The organism is Actinoallomurus acanthiterrae (assembly GCF_054775715.1).
Map to the genome: position 1 here is coordinate 8,951,455 of NZ_BAAHCO010000001.1, position 15,992 is coordinate 8,967,446.

The following is a 15,992-nucleotide window of genomic DNA, read 5'->3' on the forward strand; positions in this document are numbered from 1 at the left end:
CGGTGAGCGCGTCGCGCTCGGCCACCGGTCCCCCGCTCATCGCGCGGACCCTTCGCCCTCGACCAGCCCGAACCACTCGGCGGCCGTGTGCATGTCCTTGTCGCCCCGGCCGGAGAGGCAGACCACGATCGTGGCGTCGGGCCCGAGCTCCCGGCCGACGCGCAGCGCGCCGGCCAGGGCGTGCGCGGACTCGATGGCCGGGATGATGCCCTCGGTGCGGCACAGGAGCGCGAACGCGTCCATGGCCTCGGAGTCGGTGACGGCCTGGTAGGTCGCACGGCCGGTGTCACGCAGCCAGGAGTGCTCGGGGCCGACGCCGGGATAGTCGAGTCCGGCCGACACCGAGTGGGTATCCAGGGTCTGGCCTTCGTCGTCCTGCAGCAGGTAGGTGCGCATGCCGTGGATGACGCCGACGGACCCGCCGACCAGCGTGGCCGCGTGCTTGCCGCTGTCGACCCCGGCGCCGCCGGCCTCGAAGCCGTAGAGCCGGACCTCCTCGTCCGGGACGAACGCGTGGAAGGCGCCGATGGCGTTGGAACCCCCGCCGACACAGGCCACCACCGCGTCGGGCAGCCGGCCGGTCAGCTCGAGGACCTGCTCGCGGGCCTCCACGCCGATGATCCGCTGGAAGTCGCGGACCATCATCGGGAACGGGTGCGGGCCCATGGTCGAGCCGATGCAGTAGTGGGTGTGCTCGACGCTCGCCACCCAGTCGCGGAACGCCTCGTTGCAGGCGTCCTTGAGCGTGCGGCTGCCGGTCTTGACCGGGATCACCTCGGCGCCGAGCATCCGCATCCGGGCGACGTTGAGCGCCTGGCGTACGGTGTCGACCTCGCCCATGTAGACGACGCACTCCAGGCCGAGCAGGGCCGCCGCGGTCGCGGTCGCGACACCGTGCTGGCCCGCGCCGGTCTCGGCGATGACCCGGGTCTTGCCCATGCGCCGGGTGAGCAGCGCCTGCCCCAGCACGTTGTTGATCTTGTGGGAGCCGGTGTGGTTGAGATCCTCGCGCTTGAGGAGGATCCGCGCCCCGCCGGCCTCCGCGCCGAACCGCTTGGCCTCGGTCAGGAGGCTCGGGCGCCCGGCGTAGGTCTTCAGCAGATGGTCGAGCTCGGCCCGGAACTCCGGGTCGGCAACGGCCGTCTGGTAGGCGGTGGTCAGCTCGTCGAGCGCCGCCATGAGCGCCTCGGGCGCGAACCGGCCGCCGAAACGGCCGAAGTGGCCGGTCAGGTCCGGAAACTCGCGTGCGGCATCGATGGTCATCGCAATGGTCCTGTCGAAGGTGTAAGAGGCCGAATCCGGTCAGTCGAGGTACGGATGGCCTAGCCATCGTTCGCGCAGGAGCATGCCCACAGCCTACTGGGTGCGCCGCCTACTTGCCCTGCCGCAACGCAGGGTGCGCTCCGGCCGCGACGAGGTCGGAGACCGCCGAGCGCGGGTCCTTGCCGACCACCAGGCTCTCCCCGACCAGGACGGCGTCGGCCCCGGAGGAGGCGTAGGCGAGCAGGTCGTGCGGCCCGCGAACGCCCGACTCCGCGATCTTCACGATGCCGTCGGGGATCTGCGGGGCGATCCGCGCGAACGTGCTCCGGTCGACGCGCAGCGTGGTCAGGTCCCGGGCGTTGACGCCGATGACCTTGGCCTCCGCGTCGACCGCGCGCGTCAGCTCCTCCTCGGTGTGCACCTCGACGAGCGGCGTCAGCCCGATCGACTCGGCCCGCTCGATCAGCGAGACCAGGGCCTCCTGCTCGAGGGCGGCGACGATCAGCAGCACGAGGTCGGCGCCGTACGCCCGCGCCTCCCACAGCTGGTACGAGGAGACGACGAAGTCCTTGCGCAGCACGGGGATGTCGACGCGGTTGCGGACCGCGGCCAGGTCGTCGATGCTGCCGCCGAAGCGCCGGCGCTCGGTCAGCACGCTGATCACGGCGGCGCCGCCGGCCTCGTAGTCCGCGGCGAGCGCGGCCGGGTCGGCGATCGCGGCGAGCGCCCCCTTGGAGGGGCTGCACCGCTTGACCTCGGCGATGACCGAGACGCCCTGCGCGCGGAGTGCGGCGAGGCCGTTGCGCGGCGACGGCGCGTGGCGCGCCATCTCCTTGAGCGCGTCGAGCGACACCGCCTGCTGCCGCTCCGCGAGATCCGCGCGTACCCCGTCCAGGATCTCGTCAAGCACGCTCACAAGGCCTCCTTCGTCGGGGGAGTGACCGGGCGCGCCATGCTTACGACTCGCTCGCTCCGCTCGCTCACGCGGCCTCCTTCGTCGAGGGAGTGACCATGCGCGCCATGCTCACGATTCGCTCGCTCACAGGGCTCACCTTCCTCGCCTCGCTCGGACGCGACGCCGCCGTGCCGGATCGGTCGCTCACATCGCTCACAGGTCCTCCCTGCTGATGATGTTCGCCGGACGCCCGCACCGCACCCGCGCCGAGTCCTGTCTCACAAGCTCGCTCACGGAACACGGTCCCCCTTTGTCGGACGTTCGTGTCTCGATCGTAGCCCGGCCGCCCCGGTCCCCCTTCCGGGGGTACGAGATCACGGCGCAAGGGCATGCCCGACAGGCAGGTTGCGGACGACCCAGAACACGAGCATGACCACGGTGAACCCGATGATCACAGCCGGATGGAGGATCTTGGAGCGCACCGGCCCGCCTGTACGGACCGCCCGCACCCATTTCACCCAGAGGTAAGCCAGGAATGGCAGTGTGGCGAAGGCCAGCGGGTTACGCCCGAACGCCTCGGCGAGGTGGCCGTGACCGATCGCGTGGATCATGCGCAGCGATCCACAGCCCGGGCAGTAGTAGCCGGTCACCGCGAGGAAGGGGCAGGTCGGATAGTGCCCCGGCCGGTTCGGATCGACCGCCGCGACGTACCCCGCCACCCCGACCACCGCCGCGAGCACGGCGTACGGCCCCCACCGCCCCATACGCCGACGAGGCACCACCACCCCGCCCGGCCGGCTCCTCCGCTGCCCCGCTGTCACGCCCCCAGCGTACGGCCCGGGCGCTCAAAGATCGGCGGCGTAGCCGATGCCGCGTACGGTGCGGAGCGGGCTGCGGGCGCCCAGCTTGGCGCGCAGTTGGGCGATGTGGACGTCGACGGTACGGGTCCCGGCCGACTCCGCGGATCCCCAGACGGCGGCGAGCAGCTGTTCACGGCCGAACACCCGGCCCGGGTTGCGCATGAGGAAGGCGAGCAGGTCGAACTCCATGGTCGTCACGGCCTTGGGCGCGCCGGCGACGGTGATGGTGCGGGTCCGGGGGTCCAGGACGACGTCACCCGCGTGCAGCACGTCGTCGGGAGGGGGAGTCTCCGCCTGGTGCCCGCGCAGGGCCCGGCCGAGCGTGGCGAGCAGCGCTCGCGGGCTGAACGGCCGGGGCACGGTGTGCCCGCCGGGCGGCGTCATCCCGGGTGGCACGACGGACACGATGACCGCGGCGCCGGCCGCCTCCGCAACCTCACGGTGCACGCCCGTCGTCAGGTCGAGGACGATCGCGTCGGGCCGCAGGCGGCGGGCGAGCGCGGGCGCCGACGCCGGATCGGTCACGAGGTGCGGGTGATATCCCTCGCGGCTGAGGTAGAGCCGGATGAGCTCGGCGACGCTCGGGTCGTGCTCCACCACCAGAACGGTCGCGTGCGCGCTCCTCGGTCCAGACGACGCGCGCCCGCTCATCAGCGGTCCCGGAGCTCCTCGCTGGTGGGGTCGTCGCCGCGGTCGAGCGACTTCCACAGCGAGGCGGGGTCGTCGCCCTGTCGCGGGGCGGTGCCGGGACGGTCGTAGCGGGCGGACATGCCAGGCCAGCGCCGGCCGCGGACGACGGTCAGCAGCCCGGCGGCGGCCAGCAGGACGCCGCCCGCCAGGGCGACGATCCACCAGCCGCCCACGTGCACGGTGACGTCGCCGGTCAGCCGGGTGAGGTTCGTGCGGTTCGCGGCGGCGGAGGCGACGTGCCCGTGGCGCACGGCCAGCGGCGCCAGGACGGCGATGAGGACCCCGAAGCCGGTCAGCAGCACACCGATGGCCGTCCGCGCCCACCCGCGGGTGGCGAGGAGGGCGGCGATCCCGGCCAGCCCGGCCAGGCCCAGGGTGGCGACGCCGCCGCTCAGCGACCGCCCGGTGAGCGGCTCGAGCGACGGCATCAGGTTCCCGCCGCCGCGTACGGTGACGGTCGCCCAGGTCCGGCCGGTGAATCCGGCGGCGAGCCCCGCGCCCGCCGCGCCGAGCAGCGCGGCGGTGGCGAGTTCGCGGCGGCTCGTCACTGCGGGCGCTCTCCCACGACCGCGTCGAGTTTGTCGGCGTCCCAGCAGGTGCGGTCGCCGGTGTGGCAGGCGGCCCCGACCTGGTCGACCTTGATGAGGATGGCGTCGGCGTCGCAGTCGAGGGCGACCTCCTTGACCCACTGCTGGTGGCCGGAGGACTCGCCCTTCACCCAGTATTCGTTGCGGCTGCGCGACCAGTAGGTGGCGCGGCCGGTGGTCAGCGTGCGGTGCAGGGCCTCGTCGTCCATCCAGGCGAGCATGAGCACCTCGCCGGTGTCGTACTGCTGGGCGATGGCCGGGACGAGACCGTCTTCGGTGCGCTTGAGACGATCAGCGATCTTGGGGTCCAAGGACATGGCATCCATTGTGCCGCCTCACTCCACCGAGGGCGCGGAGGGGGCGAGGCGGCGCAGCGGGCTTTCCGGCATCAGCACGAAGACCACCAGGGCGATGGCCGCGCCGGCCACGCCGAGCCAGGGGATCACGGTCGCGGTCGCCGACGCCGCCGCGTTCGCCAGGCCGTGCGCCGGGGCGGCCTCGCGCACGTGGGAGGTGTACGCGGTGCCGGCGATGGCCAGGGCGACCGATCCGCCGACCTGGCGGAAGAAGGTGATCTTGCTGGTGGCCGTGCCGATGTGCCGCGGGTCGACGGCGTTCTGCACGGCCACGGTGAGCCCGGACAGCATGGGCCCGATGCCGAGCCCGATCAGGATCATCCAGCCCGCCAGGACCCACACGCCGGTGTGGGTGCCGAGGTTCACGCACAGCAGGGACCCGGCCGCGAGCAGGACGGGGGCGGCGATCAGCCAGGGCTTGTAGCGGCGGGTCCGGCTGATCAGCGCGCCGGTGAGGAAGCTGCCGGCCAGCATGCCGAGCATGAGCGGATAGACCTTCAGGCCCGAGGTGGTGGCGCTGTCGCCGTGCACCGTCTGGAAGTAGCGCGGCAGGAAGATGATCGCGGCGTACATCCCGAAGGCGGTGAAGAACGAGCCGACGTTGGCCGCGGTGTAGGTGCGGTTGCGGAACAGGCCCAGGGGCACGATCGGCTCGGCGGCCCGCCGCTCGACGAGGACGAACAGGGCGAGCAGCGCCAGCGAGGCGGCGATCGGCCCGGCGACGGTCGCGCCGGTCCAGGCGTGGGTCGCCCCGGAGGCCGTCGCGCGGCCCTTCTCGGTCAGGCCGAACAGGAGCAGGCCGATGGCCGCCGCGAAGACCGTGATGCCGAGGTAGTCCGGCCGGGCGTGGACGCGCTCGCGCCGCTGGTGGGGCAGGCGCAGGGCGATGACGGCGAGGACGACGACGCCGATCGGCAGGTTGACGAGGAAGACCCAGCGCCAGTTCGCCTGCTCGGTGAGCAGGCCGCCGAGGTACGGGCCGGCGACGTAGCTGAGGGCCATCACGCCACCGACCGCGCCCTGGACCTTGCCGGACCGCTCGGGCGGGAACATGTCGGCGACCAGGGCCAGGGACAGCGGGATCAGGGCGCCGGCGCCGAGCCCCTGGAGGGCGCGGAAGGCGATGAGCTCGGGCATGTTCTGCGCGGCCGCGCACAGGCCGGACCCGAGGAGGAAGACGGTCACCCCGATGAGCAGCAGGGGCTTGCGGCCGTGCACGTCCGACAGCCGCCCGTACAGCGGAACGGTGATCGTCGAGGTCAGCAGGTACGCGGTGACGACCCAGGTGTAGAGGTCCTCCCCGCGCAGGTCCCGGACGATCGTCGGCAGCGACGTGCCGACGATCGTCTGGTCCAGCATCGCGAGGAACATGCCGCCGACGACGGCGATCATCACCAGGCCCATCTTGGGGCGGCGCTCCGTGCCGGGCGGCACGGTGCTCGTAACGGTCGACATCCCGATCTCTCCTTAAGACTCGATCAATGCGTCGATATCAACATGTAAGAGCCGACATGTCAATCCCAACATGTAAGAGCCGAGCTAAGGTGATCGCATGTCACTGCGCGCCGCACTGCTGGCACTGATCGAGGTCGTGGGGCCGTCCAGCGGCTATGACCTCACCAAGAGCTTCGAGGGATCGCTCGCCCACGTCTGGCGGGCGAGCCACAGCCAGATCTATCCGGAGCTGAACCGCATGGCGGCGGACGGGCTGCTGACGGTCGAGGAGGAGGGCCCGCGCGGCCGCAAGACCTACGCCATCACCGCGGCCGGCGAGGCGGAGCTGTACGAGTGGCTGACCGAGGTCAAGCCCGAGCAGCGGGCGCGCGACGAGGTGTCGCTGCGGGCATTCCTGCTCCCCGTGCTGCCCCCGCAGAAGGCCGTCGAGTTGCTCACGGAGCAGATGCGCGCCACCGAGGCGAGAAAGGCCGATCTGGAAGCGCTGCTCTGCCGGGTCGGCGAGTCCAGTTTTGGGCGTTTTGCCCTTGAACGCGGACTTCGGCACATGGCCGCCGAACGCGAGTGGGCGCTCTGGGCGATCGACCGGTTGCAGAAAAGCGAAGAGGCCCGCACCGAAACGGTACGGACCCCGACGGGTGAACCTAAGTGAACATTATCTGAACTACAGCGGACGGACCTGGTCCGCCTGCGGGCCGCGGTCGCCCTGGACGACCTCGAACTCCACGCGCTGGTTGTCCTCGAGCGTACGGTATCCGTTCGTGGAGATCGCCGAGTAGTGAACGAAGACGTCCGGACCACCGCCGTCAATGGCGATGAAGCCGAACCCCTTGTCGGCGTTGAACCACTTCACGGTGCCCTGGGCCATGCCTAACTCCTTGCGGGACAAACAAAACCCACACGTCGTGGGTCACTTTTATGGTTGCCGCGGGTGTGCGCAGGCCCTTGAAGAACAAGAACACGCCCGCCAGTCATCGGTCCGCGGGCGTCTGGCAAACGAACGTGGAACTACGACAGCAACCGGTTTCAGTTTACCAAGTTCGGTGCTCTGTCACACGCCCCGGTGCGAAAGACTGTTTTCCGCCGTCGATATTCCCCCGCCGTTGTCGCGGCAACCCACCTCTCACCGGCAAGAACGGCGCGAGTGTCCGAAAAATCAAATCTTCAACTGTGCTGCCCAGGATGCATACAACTCGGCATATCGTCCCGTTTGGGCGACCAGCGCGGCGTGCGGGCCCCGCTGGACGAGCCTGCCCCGGTCGAAGACGAGGACCTCGTCGGCGGCCTCCGCGGTGGAGAGCCGATGGGCGATCGAGACGGCGGTACGGCCCCGGGTGATGCTCTCGATGGCGCGCTGGAGGCGCACCTCGGTGGCGGGGTCGACGGCGGACGTCGCCTCGTCGAGCACGAGCAGGTCCGGGTCGGCCAGGTAGGCGCGGGCCAGCGCGACCAGCTGCCGCTCCCCCGCCGACAGCGACTCGCCGCGCTGCCCGACCGGGGTCCGCAGCCCTTCGGGCAGGCCGTCCAGCCAGTCGGCCAGCCCGAGTTCGGTCAGGACCACGCGGACGTCCTCCTCGGACGCGTCCGGCCGGCCGAACCGGATGTTGTCGGCGAGGGACCCGTCGAACAGGAAGCCGTCCTGCGGGACCATCACGATCCGCTCGCGCAGCGAGGAGAACCGGACGTCGGTCAGCGGCACGCCGTCGACCAGCACCCGCCCCGACGCGGGGTCCATCATCCGGGTCAGCAGCTTGGCGAAGGTCGTCTTTCCCGAGCCGGTCTCCCCCACGATCGCGATCCGGGAGCGCGGCGCGATGCGCGCGGACACGTCGTGCAGGACGGTCGGCCCGCCGGGATAGGCGAACGACACGTCCTCGAACCGCACGTCGATCGCGCCCCGGGGCAGTTCGACGCCCTCTGGGCCGGGGTCGGCCACGTCCGGCGTCATGTCCAGCACGCCGAGCACGCGCTGCCAGCCGGCGATGGCGTTCTGGGCGTCGTTGAGGACCTCGGTGGCCACCTGCAGAGGGCTGACGAACAGGGTGACCAGGAACAGGAACGCCACGAGCTCCCCGGCGGTCAGGTGGCCGCCGATGCCCAGCAGCGTCCCGGCCACCACCACGCCGGCGGTCGCGAGCGCCGAGCCCAGCTCGGTGGAGGGGAAGGTCAGGGCGACCAGGTTCTGGGCCCGGACCTGCGCGTCGCGGTACTCGCCGACGGACTCGTCGATCCGGCGGGCGGTGCGCTCCTCCGCGCCGTACGCGCGGATGACCGAGGCGCCGACGACCGACTCGCTCACCGCCGAGAGCATGTCGCCGACCCGCTCGCGCACCGTCCCGTACGCCTTCGACAGCCAGCGCTGGAAGATCCGCAGCGCGTACGCGAGGGGCGCGAAGACGACCCAGACCAGCAGGGCGAGCGGCCAGGAGTAGACGGCCATGAGCACGGTCGCGACGATGAGCTGGCCGCCCGCGATGATGATCATCAGGCCGCCGTACTGCATGAACTGGCTGATCTGGTCGACGTCGCTGGTGACGCGGGACACGAGTCCGCCGCGCCGCTCGCCGCTCTGCGTGAGCATCGACAGGTCGTGCACGTGCCGGAACGCCCGGACCCGCAGCGCCGCCAGGCCGTTCTCGCTCGTGCGGTACAGGCGGACGTTCATCCGGTACGCCGCGACCGCCGTCAGCACGACGGCGACCGCGCACACGATGACGGCGGTGCGGATGAAGGCGATGTCGGGCCCGCCCTTGGCGCGCAGCCCGCGATCGAGCGTCTGCTGGACGGCCACCGGGACGACGATCCGTCCCGCGGTGGCCACGAGCGCGAGCAGCAGCGTGCCGGCGATGCCCCGCCGGAACTCGGGGGTGAGCCGCAGGCCGCGGCGGAGCGTCGCCAGGCCGGACGGCCGGCTCGTATCGACGGCGGTCACGCCACGGCCTCCTCGTTCTCGTCTTCGTCTTCGGCCGTTTCCGGCTCGGCGTCCGCGCGTTCGTAGGCGGTGACCAGGTTCCGGTATCCGGCGGACCGTTCCAGAAGTTCCTTGTGCGAGCCCTGGGCGGTGACCCGGCCGCGTTCGAGGTAGACGACGTCGTCGGCGAGTTCGATGGTCGCCTTGCGGTAGGCCACGACCACGACGGTCGCCGCCGAGTCGCGCAGCCCGTCCAGGATTCGGGCCTCCACCTGGGGGTCGACGCTGGACGTCGCGTCGTCGAGCACGAGGAGGCGGGGCCGCCGGATGACGGCGCGGGCGAGCGCGAGGCGCTGGCGCTGCCCGCCGGACAGCGTGGCGCCCCGCTCTCCGACCTGGGTGTCGAGGCCGTCCGCGAGCGCGGAGACGAAGCCGTCCGCCTGGGCCAGCCGCAGGGCCTCCCACACGTCCTCGTCCGGCACGTCCAGGCCGAGCGTCACGTTGCCGCGGACGGTGTCGTCGAACAGGAACGCCTGCTGCGGTACGAGCGCGGTGGTCGAGGACAGGCCGTGCCGCTTCACGTCGCGCGCGTCCACACCGTCGAGCAGCACGCTGCCGTTCGCCGGGTCGACGAGGCGGACGAGCAGGTTGGTCAGCGTCGACTTGCCCGAACCGGTCGGGCCGACGACCGCGATCGTACGGCCGGGCTCGGCGGTGAAGGCGACGTCGTGCAGGACGTCGTCGTCGGTGTAGCCGAATCGGATGGCGCGCGCCTCCAGGCGCGCCGGACCGTCCCCGTCGACGGACCGCTCGCCGTACGGGAGCGAACCGGTCGCCTCCAGGACGTTCTGCACCCGATCCCAGCCGACGACGCTGCGCGGCACCTCGGCGAGGACCCACCCGAGCGCCCGGATCGGGAAGGCCAGCAGGGTGAACAGGTACGCGACGTGCACGAGGTCGCCGGGCGACATCGCGCCGGAGCGCAGCCGGATCGACCCGACGAGCAGGACGGCGAGCACGCCGAGATTCGGCAGGGCCTCCAGGATCGGGTCGAACAGCCCGCGCAGGCGGCCGACCGCCACGTTGGCGTCGCGCAGTTCGTGTGCGACGGCGGCGAAGCGCTCGGTCTCGTCGGCCTCCCGGCCGAGGGTCTTGACGACCAGCGCGCCCTCGAAGCTCTCGTGCGCGACCTCGCTGACGCCCGCCCGCAGGCGCTGCGCCCGCGCCGCCACCGGGGCGAGCCGCCGCTGGTAGATCACGTTGAGCCCGGCGATCGCCGGGAAGACGAGGAATCCGACGATCGCCACGACGAGGTCGGTGGCGAGGATGGCGATCGCGGCGATGACCAGCATCAGGACGACGCCGAGGGCCATGGGCAGTGGGGCGAGGGGGGCCCAGGCGGCCTCGACGTCGGCGTTGGCGTTGGACAGGAGCCGGCCGGTGGGGTGCCGCTGGTGCCAGGCGAGGGGCAGCCGGAGGTACTGCCGGGTCACCGCCCGACGGTAGGCCGCCTGCATGTTGTACTGCACCATCCCGGCGTACAGCCGCCGTCCGGCGACGCCGAGTGCCTTGAGCGCGGCCACGCCGACGATCGCCAGGCCGCCGAGGGCGAGCGTGCCGGCGGTGGTGCGGCCGTCGCGGAAGGCGGGGATGATGACGTCCTGGGTGACCCGGCCGAGGACCCAGGCGCTGCCCACGGTCATCGCCGCGTACAGCGCGCTGCTGAGCACGGCGGCGGTGAGGAGGCGGGGCTCGGCTCGGGCGGCGACCCAGAGGACGCCGATCCCCTTCTTCAAGATGTCCGATGTCACTTTTTGTGACACGAAGTCACCCTTTCGCGGCTGATAGTGGGGCCGCTACTTCTATCAGCCAGGGACGCCCGGTTATTCCGCTCGGAGGGGGGCGGGCCTACGATCGGCAAATGGGGAACGAGAACCGGGCGCGCGCCGAGCGCCATGCCCTGAGCGACGCCCTGATCGACGCCGGCCCCGAAGCCCCGACCCTCTGCCAGGGGTGGACCACCGGTGACCTGGCCGCCCATCTGGTCATCCGGGAGCACCGGCCCGACGCCGCGCCGGGGATCATGATCCCCCTGCTGGCCGGCCACACCGAGAAGGTACGGCTCCAGACCCGCGACTCGATGCCCTTCGCCGAGCTGGTCGAACGCTTCCGCGCCGGGCCGCCGGCCTGGTCGCCGTTCGCGCTGTCCGCGGTGGACGCCGCGGCCAACACCACCGAGTACTTCGTGCACCATGAGGACGTACGGCGGGCCCGCGAGGGCTGGGAGCCCCGTGAGTTGCCGCCGGCCTTCGAGGAGCAGCTGTGGCGGCGGCTGAAGACGGCCCGGTTCGTGCTGCGGCGGCTGCCGGTGGAGATCACGTTCGTGGACCTGGGCGGGCGCACCCAGCGCGTCACGAAAGGCGGCAGGCTGGTCAGGGTGCACGGCCGGCCGAGCGAGCTGACGCTGTGGTCCATGGGCCGCAAGGACGCCGCGCAGGTCGAGATGACGGGCGAGGCCGAGGCGATCAACGTCCTGAACCAGGGCCGCTGGCGCCTCTGACCTCGCTTCCGGACCGCAGACCGGCAAGACGGCCGCCCGCGACCGGGCCGGACCGCCGGCGTGAGGCCGCCGGGTGCCGTGGCCCGGCCTGGCGTCAGGCGGTGACCCTCTCCCGGTCCGGCGCGAGGCCACCGGACGCCGCAGTCCGGCTTCGCGCGCCCCGCGTCAGGCGGTGACTCTCTCCCAGTCCGGCGCGAGGCCGCCGGACGCCCGCAGTCCGGCTTCGCGAGGCGCGCGTCAGGCGGTGGCCTTCTCGCGGTCCGGTGCCGGCGGTACGGCGGTCCGGTGCCGCGTGCGGAACAGCGCGAGGACGATGAGCCCGGCGGCGATCCCCAGGCCGGCCGAGACGGCGTAGACCTCGTTCAGCCCGGACGCCACGGCGGCGCGGATGATCGGCAGGCGGGGGGCCTGCCCGCCGCTCGCAGCACCGGCCATCGCGTGCGGGTCCGCGACGTGGCCGGTGAGCACGTGCTCGATCCGGCCGCGGAACACGATGCCGAGCACGGCGACGCCGAGGGCGTAGCCGAGCTGCCGGAACGTGTTGAGGGCGCCGCCGGCCATCCCGCCGCGCTGGGGCGGGACGGCGCTCATCGCCGCCGCCGACAGTACGGGGATCGACGTTCCCACGCCCACGCCGCCGACGATCAGCCCCGGAATGATCGCGGTGGACGAGGACCCGGCGTCCAGGACGGCCTGCAGGCCCGAACCGGCGCCGATCAGCAGCAGCCCGATCCCGATGGTCAGCCGGGGCGAGGCGCCGTGCAGGAACCGCCCGGCGACGGCGGACACGACGAAGGACGCGCCGGCGAGCGGGATGAGGGCGGCCCCGGCCCGTACCGGCCCCAGGCCCAGGACGCCCTGCAGCCACAGCGAGGTGAAGGCGAGGCAGGCGAACGCCGAGGCCATCAGGAGCGCGCCGCCGATCAGCACGGCGACGAACGACCGGTTGCGGAACAGGGCCAGGTCGAGCAGCGGATCCCGGGCCCTCCTCTCGACCACGATGAAGACGGCGAGGGCGACGGCGGCGAGCCCGAACATCGTGAGCGGCGCCGCCGCGGTGAAGCCGTCGTCGCCGGCGCGGATGAGCCCGTAGGTCAGCGTTCCGGCGCAGGCGGTGAAGGAGGCCATCCCGGCCAGGTCGATCCGGGCGCCGCCGGTGCGGCGGGACTCTCCGACGACGGCGAGTGTGAGCGCGATCGCGATGACGGTCACCGGCAGGTTGACCAGGAAGATCGACCGCCAGTTCACGTGCTGGGTGAGCAGGCCGCCGAGGATCGGGCCGCCGGCCGCGGCCAGCCCGTTGACGGCGCCCCACACGCCGAACGCCACACCCCGGTCCCTGCCCTGGTAGGTGCTGTTGAGCAGAGCCAGCGTCGTGGTGAACATCGCCGCGCCGCCGACACCCTGCGCGCCGCGCGCGGCGATGAGGGTCGCGGCGTTCGGCGCGAGCCCGCAGGCGAGCGAGGACGCGGCGAACAGCACGAGCCCCGCGACGTACACCCTGCGCGCCCCGAACAGGTCCGCGAGCGAGCCCGCGCCCAGCAGCAGCGCGGCCAGGGCGAGCGCGTAGATGTCCAGCACCCACTGCAGCGCCGTGAACGACGCGTCGAGGCTCTTGGCCATGGCGGGCAGCGCGACCGTCACGATCGTGACGTCGACGAGCAGCATGAAGGCCCCGAGGCAGACCGCCACGAGCGGCCACCATTTACGCATGAGTGATTCCCTTCCGGTTTCTGGGGACGGCCTTCACCTTCGCCGTACGAAATGAAGCTCTCCAGCTAACGGCCCACGAGTGGCGCTTATCGACATTCGTTACTCTTCTGTGGTGAATTCCCTCACTCTCGATGAGCTGGACCGGCACCTCGTCCACGCGCTGCAGCTCGACGGCCGGGCCCCGTTCAGCAAGATCGCCGAGGTGCTCGGGGTATCGGACCAGACGATCGCCCGCCGGTACCGGCGGCTGCGCACGGCCGGGGTGGCGCGCGTGGTCGGCGCCGTCGACGCGCCCCGCGCCGGCCTGGTGTCCTGGGCGCTCCGGGTACGGGCCACGCCGGACGCGGCAGCGGCGGTCGCCGCCGCGCTCGCCCGCCGTACGGACACCTACTGGGTGCACCTGCTGTCGGGCGGCACCGAGATCACCTGCGGGACCATGGCCCGGACACCGGAGGAGCGCGACAACCTGCTGCTGCAGAAACTGCCGCGTACGGGCCGCGTGTCGTCGGTGACCGCCCACGCGATCCTGCACCTGTTCGCGGGCGGCCCGGGCGGCTGGACGGGCGTCCATTCGCTCCCGGAGGAGCAGGCCGCCCGGCTACGGCTCGAGCCGCCCTCTCCGGATTACGAGCCGATCGAGCTGAGCGAGGCCGACCACGCGCTGCTGTCGGCCTTGTCCGCCGACGGGCGCGCCGGCCACGCCGAGCTGGCCTCCGCCACCGGCTGGTCGGAGTCCACGGTGCGGCGGCGCATGGACCAGCTGCGCCTCGCGGGCGTGCTGTTCTACGACCTCGACGCGCGGTCGGAGGCGTTCGGCTATCACACCGAGGCGCGGCTGTGGGTGTCGGTGCAGCCCTCCGAGCTGGTCGCCGTCGGCGAGGCGATCGGCGGGCATCCGGAGGTGACCTTCGCGGCCGCCACGACGGGCCCGACCAACCTGCTGGTCGCCCTCGCCTGCCGGGACACGCGCCACCTGTACCGCTATCTGACCGAGCGGGTCGGCGCACTGGAGGGCGTCCGCCACGTGGAGACCGCCCCGGTGATCCGCACGGTCAAGGGCGCGGGCGCGCCACTGCTCCCCTGAGCCGCAGGACTACGCCCCCTCGGCGGTTGGACGCCACTCCCTGCGCGGTTGGACGCCGCTCCCTGGGCGGCAGGTCGACGCTCCCTCGGCGCTTGGACGGCGCTCCCTGGGCGGCTGGACGGCGCTCCCCCAAGCGTCCCCTGAGTAGAGGGACTCCCCAAGCGGGCATGACTCTGTCGGATAATTTGCTTGCCCGATTTGTGGTCGAGTGCGCATCCTGCAGCAGTGGAACCCATCGTCATTCATCCGGCGGAATCACTGCACGGCCGCCTGCAGCGCGGCCGTGGCTGCGCCGCGCGCCGCGCCGCCGGCACGCCTGGCACGCGCGACCTGATCTACGACTGCGTGAGCCGCGACCCTCGATGGGACACCCTCGAGGCCCGCGGACTGTACTTCGCACGGCTGATCCTCGACCTGGAGCTCGAGATCACCCCCATAATCGAACATATATTCGATCCTGATGATCGGCTGGATACCGAGCCGGACCGGACCAACCTGGCCCTCGACGTACTCGCCCAGCTCGTCCGCCTCGGCCGGCGGGAGGCCGCCGTCCCCCTGCGGCGCTATGCCGCCGACGGCGCGAACTGGTACACCGCCCTGCAGTCCCTGGTCGAACTCGACGACCCCGCCCTCGCCGACGGCCTGGACGAGATCGCGGCGGCCCGCTGCGACGACCGCACGCTCGCCTGGCTGTGCGGGGTCGACGGCGCGGTGACGCGAATGTGGGCGCGCCGGCAACCCCGGATCGCCGCCGCGCGCAGACCCGAGACACGCCCGCACGAGCCGCGGACCTCCCTCACCGGTCATACCGCCGCCGACCTGGCGGCCCGCGTGCGGGCCCGCGGCGACGGCGCGACCGCCGCCATCCTCGAACTCGGCCGCCGCCACAGTCCCCTCGTCCTCGACCTCGTCGAGGAGTGCCTGCCCACCGGCTCCTACGACGGGCCCTTGTGCCGTGCCGTCCGCGACCTGGGACCGGCCGCACTGACCCGCGCCCGCGTCTGGGTGGCCGAACAGCGGTCGTACTCCGACGTCGGGATCGACGTGCTCTCCGCGCACGGTACGGAGGTGGACGCCGGGCCGCTCCTGGACGCCCTGAAGATCGCCCTCGACGAGGAGGACTGGGACCTGGCCGCCGTACCCGCCGACGGGCTCGGCCGCCTGCGGACCCGGTCCGCGATCCCGCTGCTGCTGTACGGCTGGACGGAGAGCGCCTCGTCTCAGCTGCGCACCAACCTGCTGGGCGCGCTCGGCAGGATCGACCCGCACGTCGCGGAGCCGTACCTGGTCGAGGGGCTGTGGGACTGCGAGAGCGGGGTGCGCCGGATCGCCGCCGGGGCGGTGCCGCTCGACGGCGCGACGCGGGCCCGGCTGCGGCGGCTCCGGCACGAGGACGCCGAGGAGGCCAACGTACGGTCCGCCTCCGCCCGCCGCCTGGCCGACCACCTGAACTGAGCCGCAGCGCACCGTCCGTGCCCCCAGATCCGCCGCCACCCGGCGCCTGGCCGACGACCTGAACCGAGCCGCGGCGCACCGTCCGCGGCTCAGCTCCGCCGCCACCCGACCATCGCCTGAACCGAGCCGCAGCGCACCATCCGTGCCCCCAGATCCGCCACCA

General features: G+C 72.3%; 15 protein-coding genes. 4 read left to right on the top strand and 11 right to left on the bottom strand.

What is annotated here, in order from left to right; genetic code table 11:
- Window positions 1-36: 36 nt before the first annotated feature.
- The 7 genes from trpB to ACYVF7_RS42130 form a co-directional block, all read right to left on the bottom strand.
- On the bottom strand, window positions 37-1,263 hold the full coding sequence (gene trpB / locus ACYVF7_RS42100) for a tryptophan synthase subunit beta (RefSeq protein WP_460351585.1): 1,227 nt from the start codon (window positions 1,261-1,263) through the stop codon (window positions 37-39).
- Window positions 1,264-1,372: 109 nt separating this feature from the next.
- Complete coding sequence (gene trpC / locus ACYVF7_RS42105; RefSeq protein ID WP_460351586.1) at window positions 1,373-2,179, bottom strand: indole-3-glycerol phosphate synthase TrpC; 807 nt, start codon at window positions 2,177-2,179, stop codon at window positions 1,373-1,375.
- Between the two features lie 353 nt (window positions 2,180-2,532).
- The gene (locus tag ACYVF7_RS42110) at window positions 2,533-2,979 is read right to left on the bottom strand and encodes a DUF2752 domain-containing protein (protein ID WP_460351587.1); all 447 of its coding nucleotides are present in this window, start codon (window positions 2,977-2,979) and stop codon (window positions 2,533-2,535) included.
- Window positions 2,980-3,003: 24 nt separating this feature from the next.
- Entirely contained in the window at window positions 3,004-3,669 is a 666-nt protein-coding gene (locus ACYVF7_RS42115; protein WP_460351588.1) for a response regulator transcription factor, read from the bottom strand.
- Complete coding sequence (locus ACYVF7_RS42120; protein ID WP_460351589.1) at window positions 3,669-4,256, bottom strand: Trp biosynthesis-associated membrane protein; 588 nt, start codon at window positions 4,254-4,256, stop codon at window positions 3,669-3,671. Before ACYVF7_RS42120 ends, ACYVF7_RS42115 begins: the two co-directional genes overlap by 1 nt.
- Entirely contained in the window at window positions 4,253-4,621 is a 369-nt protein-coding gene (hisI, locus tag ACYVF7_RS42125) for a phosphoribosyl-AMP cyclohydrolase (protein ID WP_460351590.1), read from the bottom strand. The genes ACYVF7_RS42120 and hisI overlap by 4 nt, the downstream gene beginning before the upstream one ends.
- A 9-nt stretch (window positions 4,622-4,630) precedes the next feature.
- Window positions 4,631-6,106, bottom strand: a complete 1,476-nt coding sequence (locus tag ACYVF7_RS42130) for an MDR family MFS transporter (protein WP_460351591.1) — start codon at window positions 6,104-6,106, stop codon at window positions 4,631-4,633.
- 97 nt (window positions 6,107-6,203) lie between these two features.
- On the opposite strand from ACYVF7_RS42130, the gene ACYVF7_RS42135 reads away from it, so the two are divergent.
- Window positions 6,204-6,758, top strand: coding sequence for a PadR family transcriptional regulator (locus tag ACYVF7_RS42135; protein WP_460351592.1), 555 nt, complete (start codon window positions 6,204-6,206; stop codon window positions 6,756-6,758).
- 12 nt (window positions 6,759-6,770) lie between these two features.
- Here ACYVF7_RS42135 and ACYVF7_RS42140 read toward each other — a convergent pair whose 3' ends face one another.
- The 3 genes from ACYVF7_RS42140 to ACYVF7_RS42150 form a co-directional block, all read right to left on the bottom strand.
- The gene (locus ACYVF7_RS42140; RefSeq protein WP_345431117.1) at window positions 6,771-6,974 is read right to left on the bottom strand and encodes a cold-shock protein; all 204 of its coding nucleotides are present in this window, start codon (window positions 6,972-6,974) and stop codon (window positions 6,771-6,773) included.
- A gap of 288 nt (window positions 6,975-7,262) precedes the next feature.
- The gene (locus tag ACYVF7_RS42145; RefSeq protein ID WP_460351593.1) at window positions 7,263-9,038 is read right to left on the bottom strand and encodes an ABC transporter ATP-binding protein; all 1,776 of its coding nucleotides are present in this window, start codon (window positions 9,036-9,038) and stop codon (window positions 7,263-7,265) included.
- Entirely contained in the window at window positions 9,035-10,828 is a 1,794-nt protein-coding gene (locus ACYVF7_RS42150) for an ABC transporter ATP-binding protein (protein ID WP_460351594.1), read from the bottom strand. Before ACYVF7_RS42150 ends, ACYVF7_RS42145 begins: the two co-directional genes overlap by 4 nt.
- A gap of 110 nt (window positions 10,829-10,938) precedes the next feature.
- Between ACYVF7_RS42150 and ACYVF7_RS42155 the strand changes: the two genes are divergently transcribed.
- Entirely contained in the window at window positions 10,939-11,577 is a 639-nt protein-coding gene (locus ACYVF7_RS42155; protein WP_460351595.1) for a TIGR03085 family metal-binding protein, read from the top strand.
- A gap of 237 nt (window positions 11,578-11,814) precedes the next feature.
- Here ACYVF7_RS42155 and ACYVF7_RS42160 read toward each other — a convergent pair whose 3' ends face one another.
- The gene (locus ACYVF7_RS42160; protein WP_460351596.1) at window positions 11,815-13,290 is read right to left on the bottom strand and encodes an MFS transporter; all 1,476 of its coding nucleotides are present in this window, start codon (window positions 13,288-13,290) and stop codon (window positions 11,815-11,817) included.
- A gap of 112 nt (window positions 13,291-13,402) precedes the next feature.
- Between ACYVF7_RS42160 and ACYVF7_RS42165 the strand changes: the two genes are divergently transcribed.
- Window positions 13,403-14,374 carry an Lrp/AsnC family transcriptional regulator gene (locus tag ACYVF7_RS42165; RefSeq protein WP_460351597.1) on the top strand — a complete coding sequence of 324 codons (972 nt, stop codon included), beginning with the start codon at window positions 13,403-13,405 and terminating at the stop codon, window positions 14,372-14,374.
- Window positions 14,375-14,599: 225 nt separating this feature from the next.
- Window positions 14,600-15,829 carry a HEAT repeat domain-containing protein gene (locus tag ACYVF7_RS42170; protein WP_460351598.1) on the top strand — a complete coding sequence of 410 codons (1,230 nt, stop codon included), beginning with the start codon at window positions 14,600-14,602 and terminating at the stop codon, window positions 15,827-15,829.
- Window positions 15,830-15,992 lie beyond the last annotated feature (163 nt).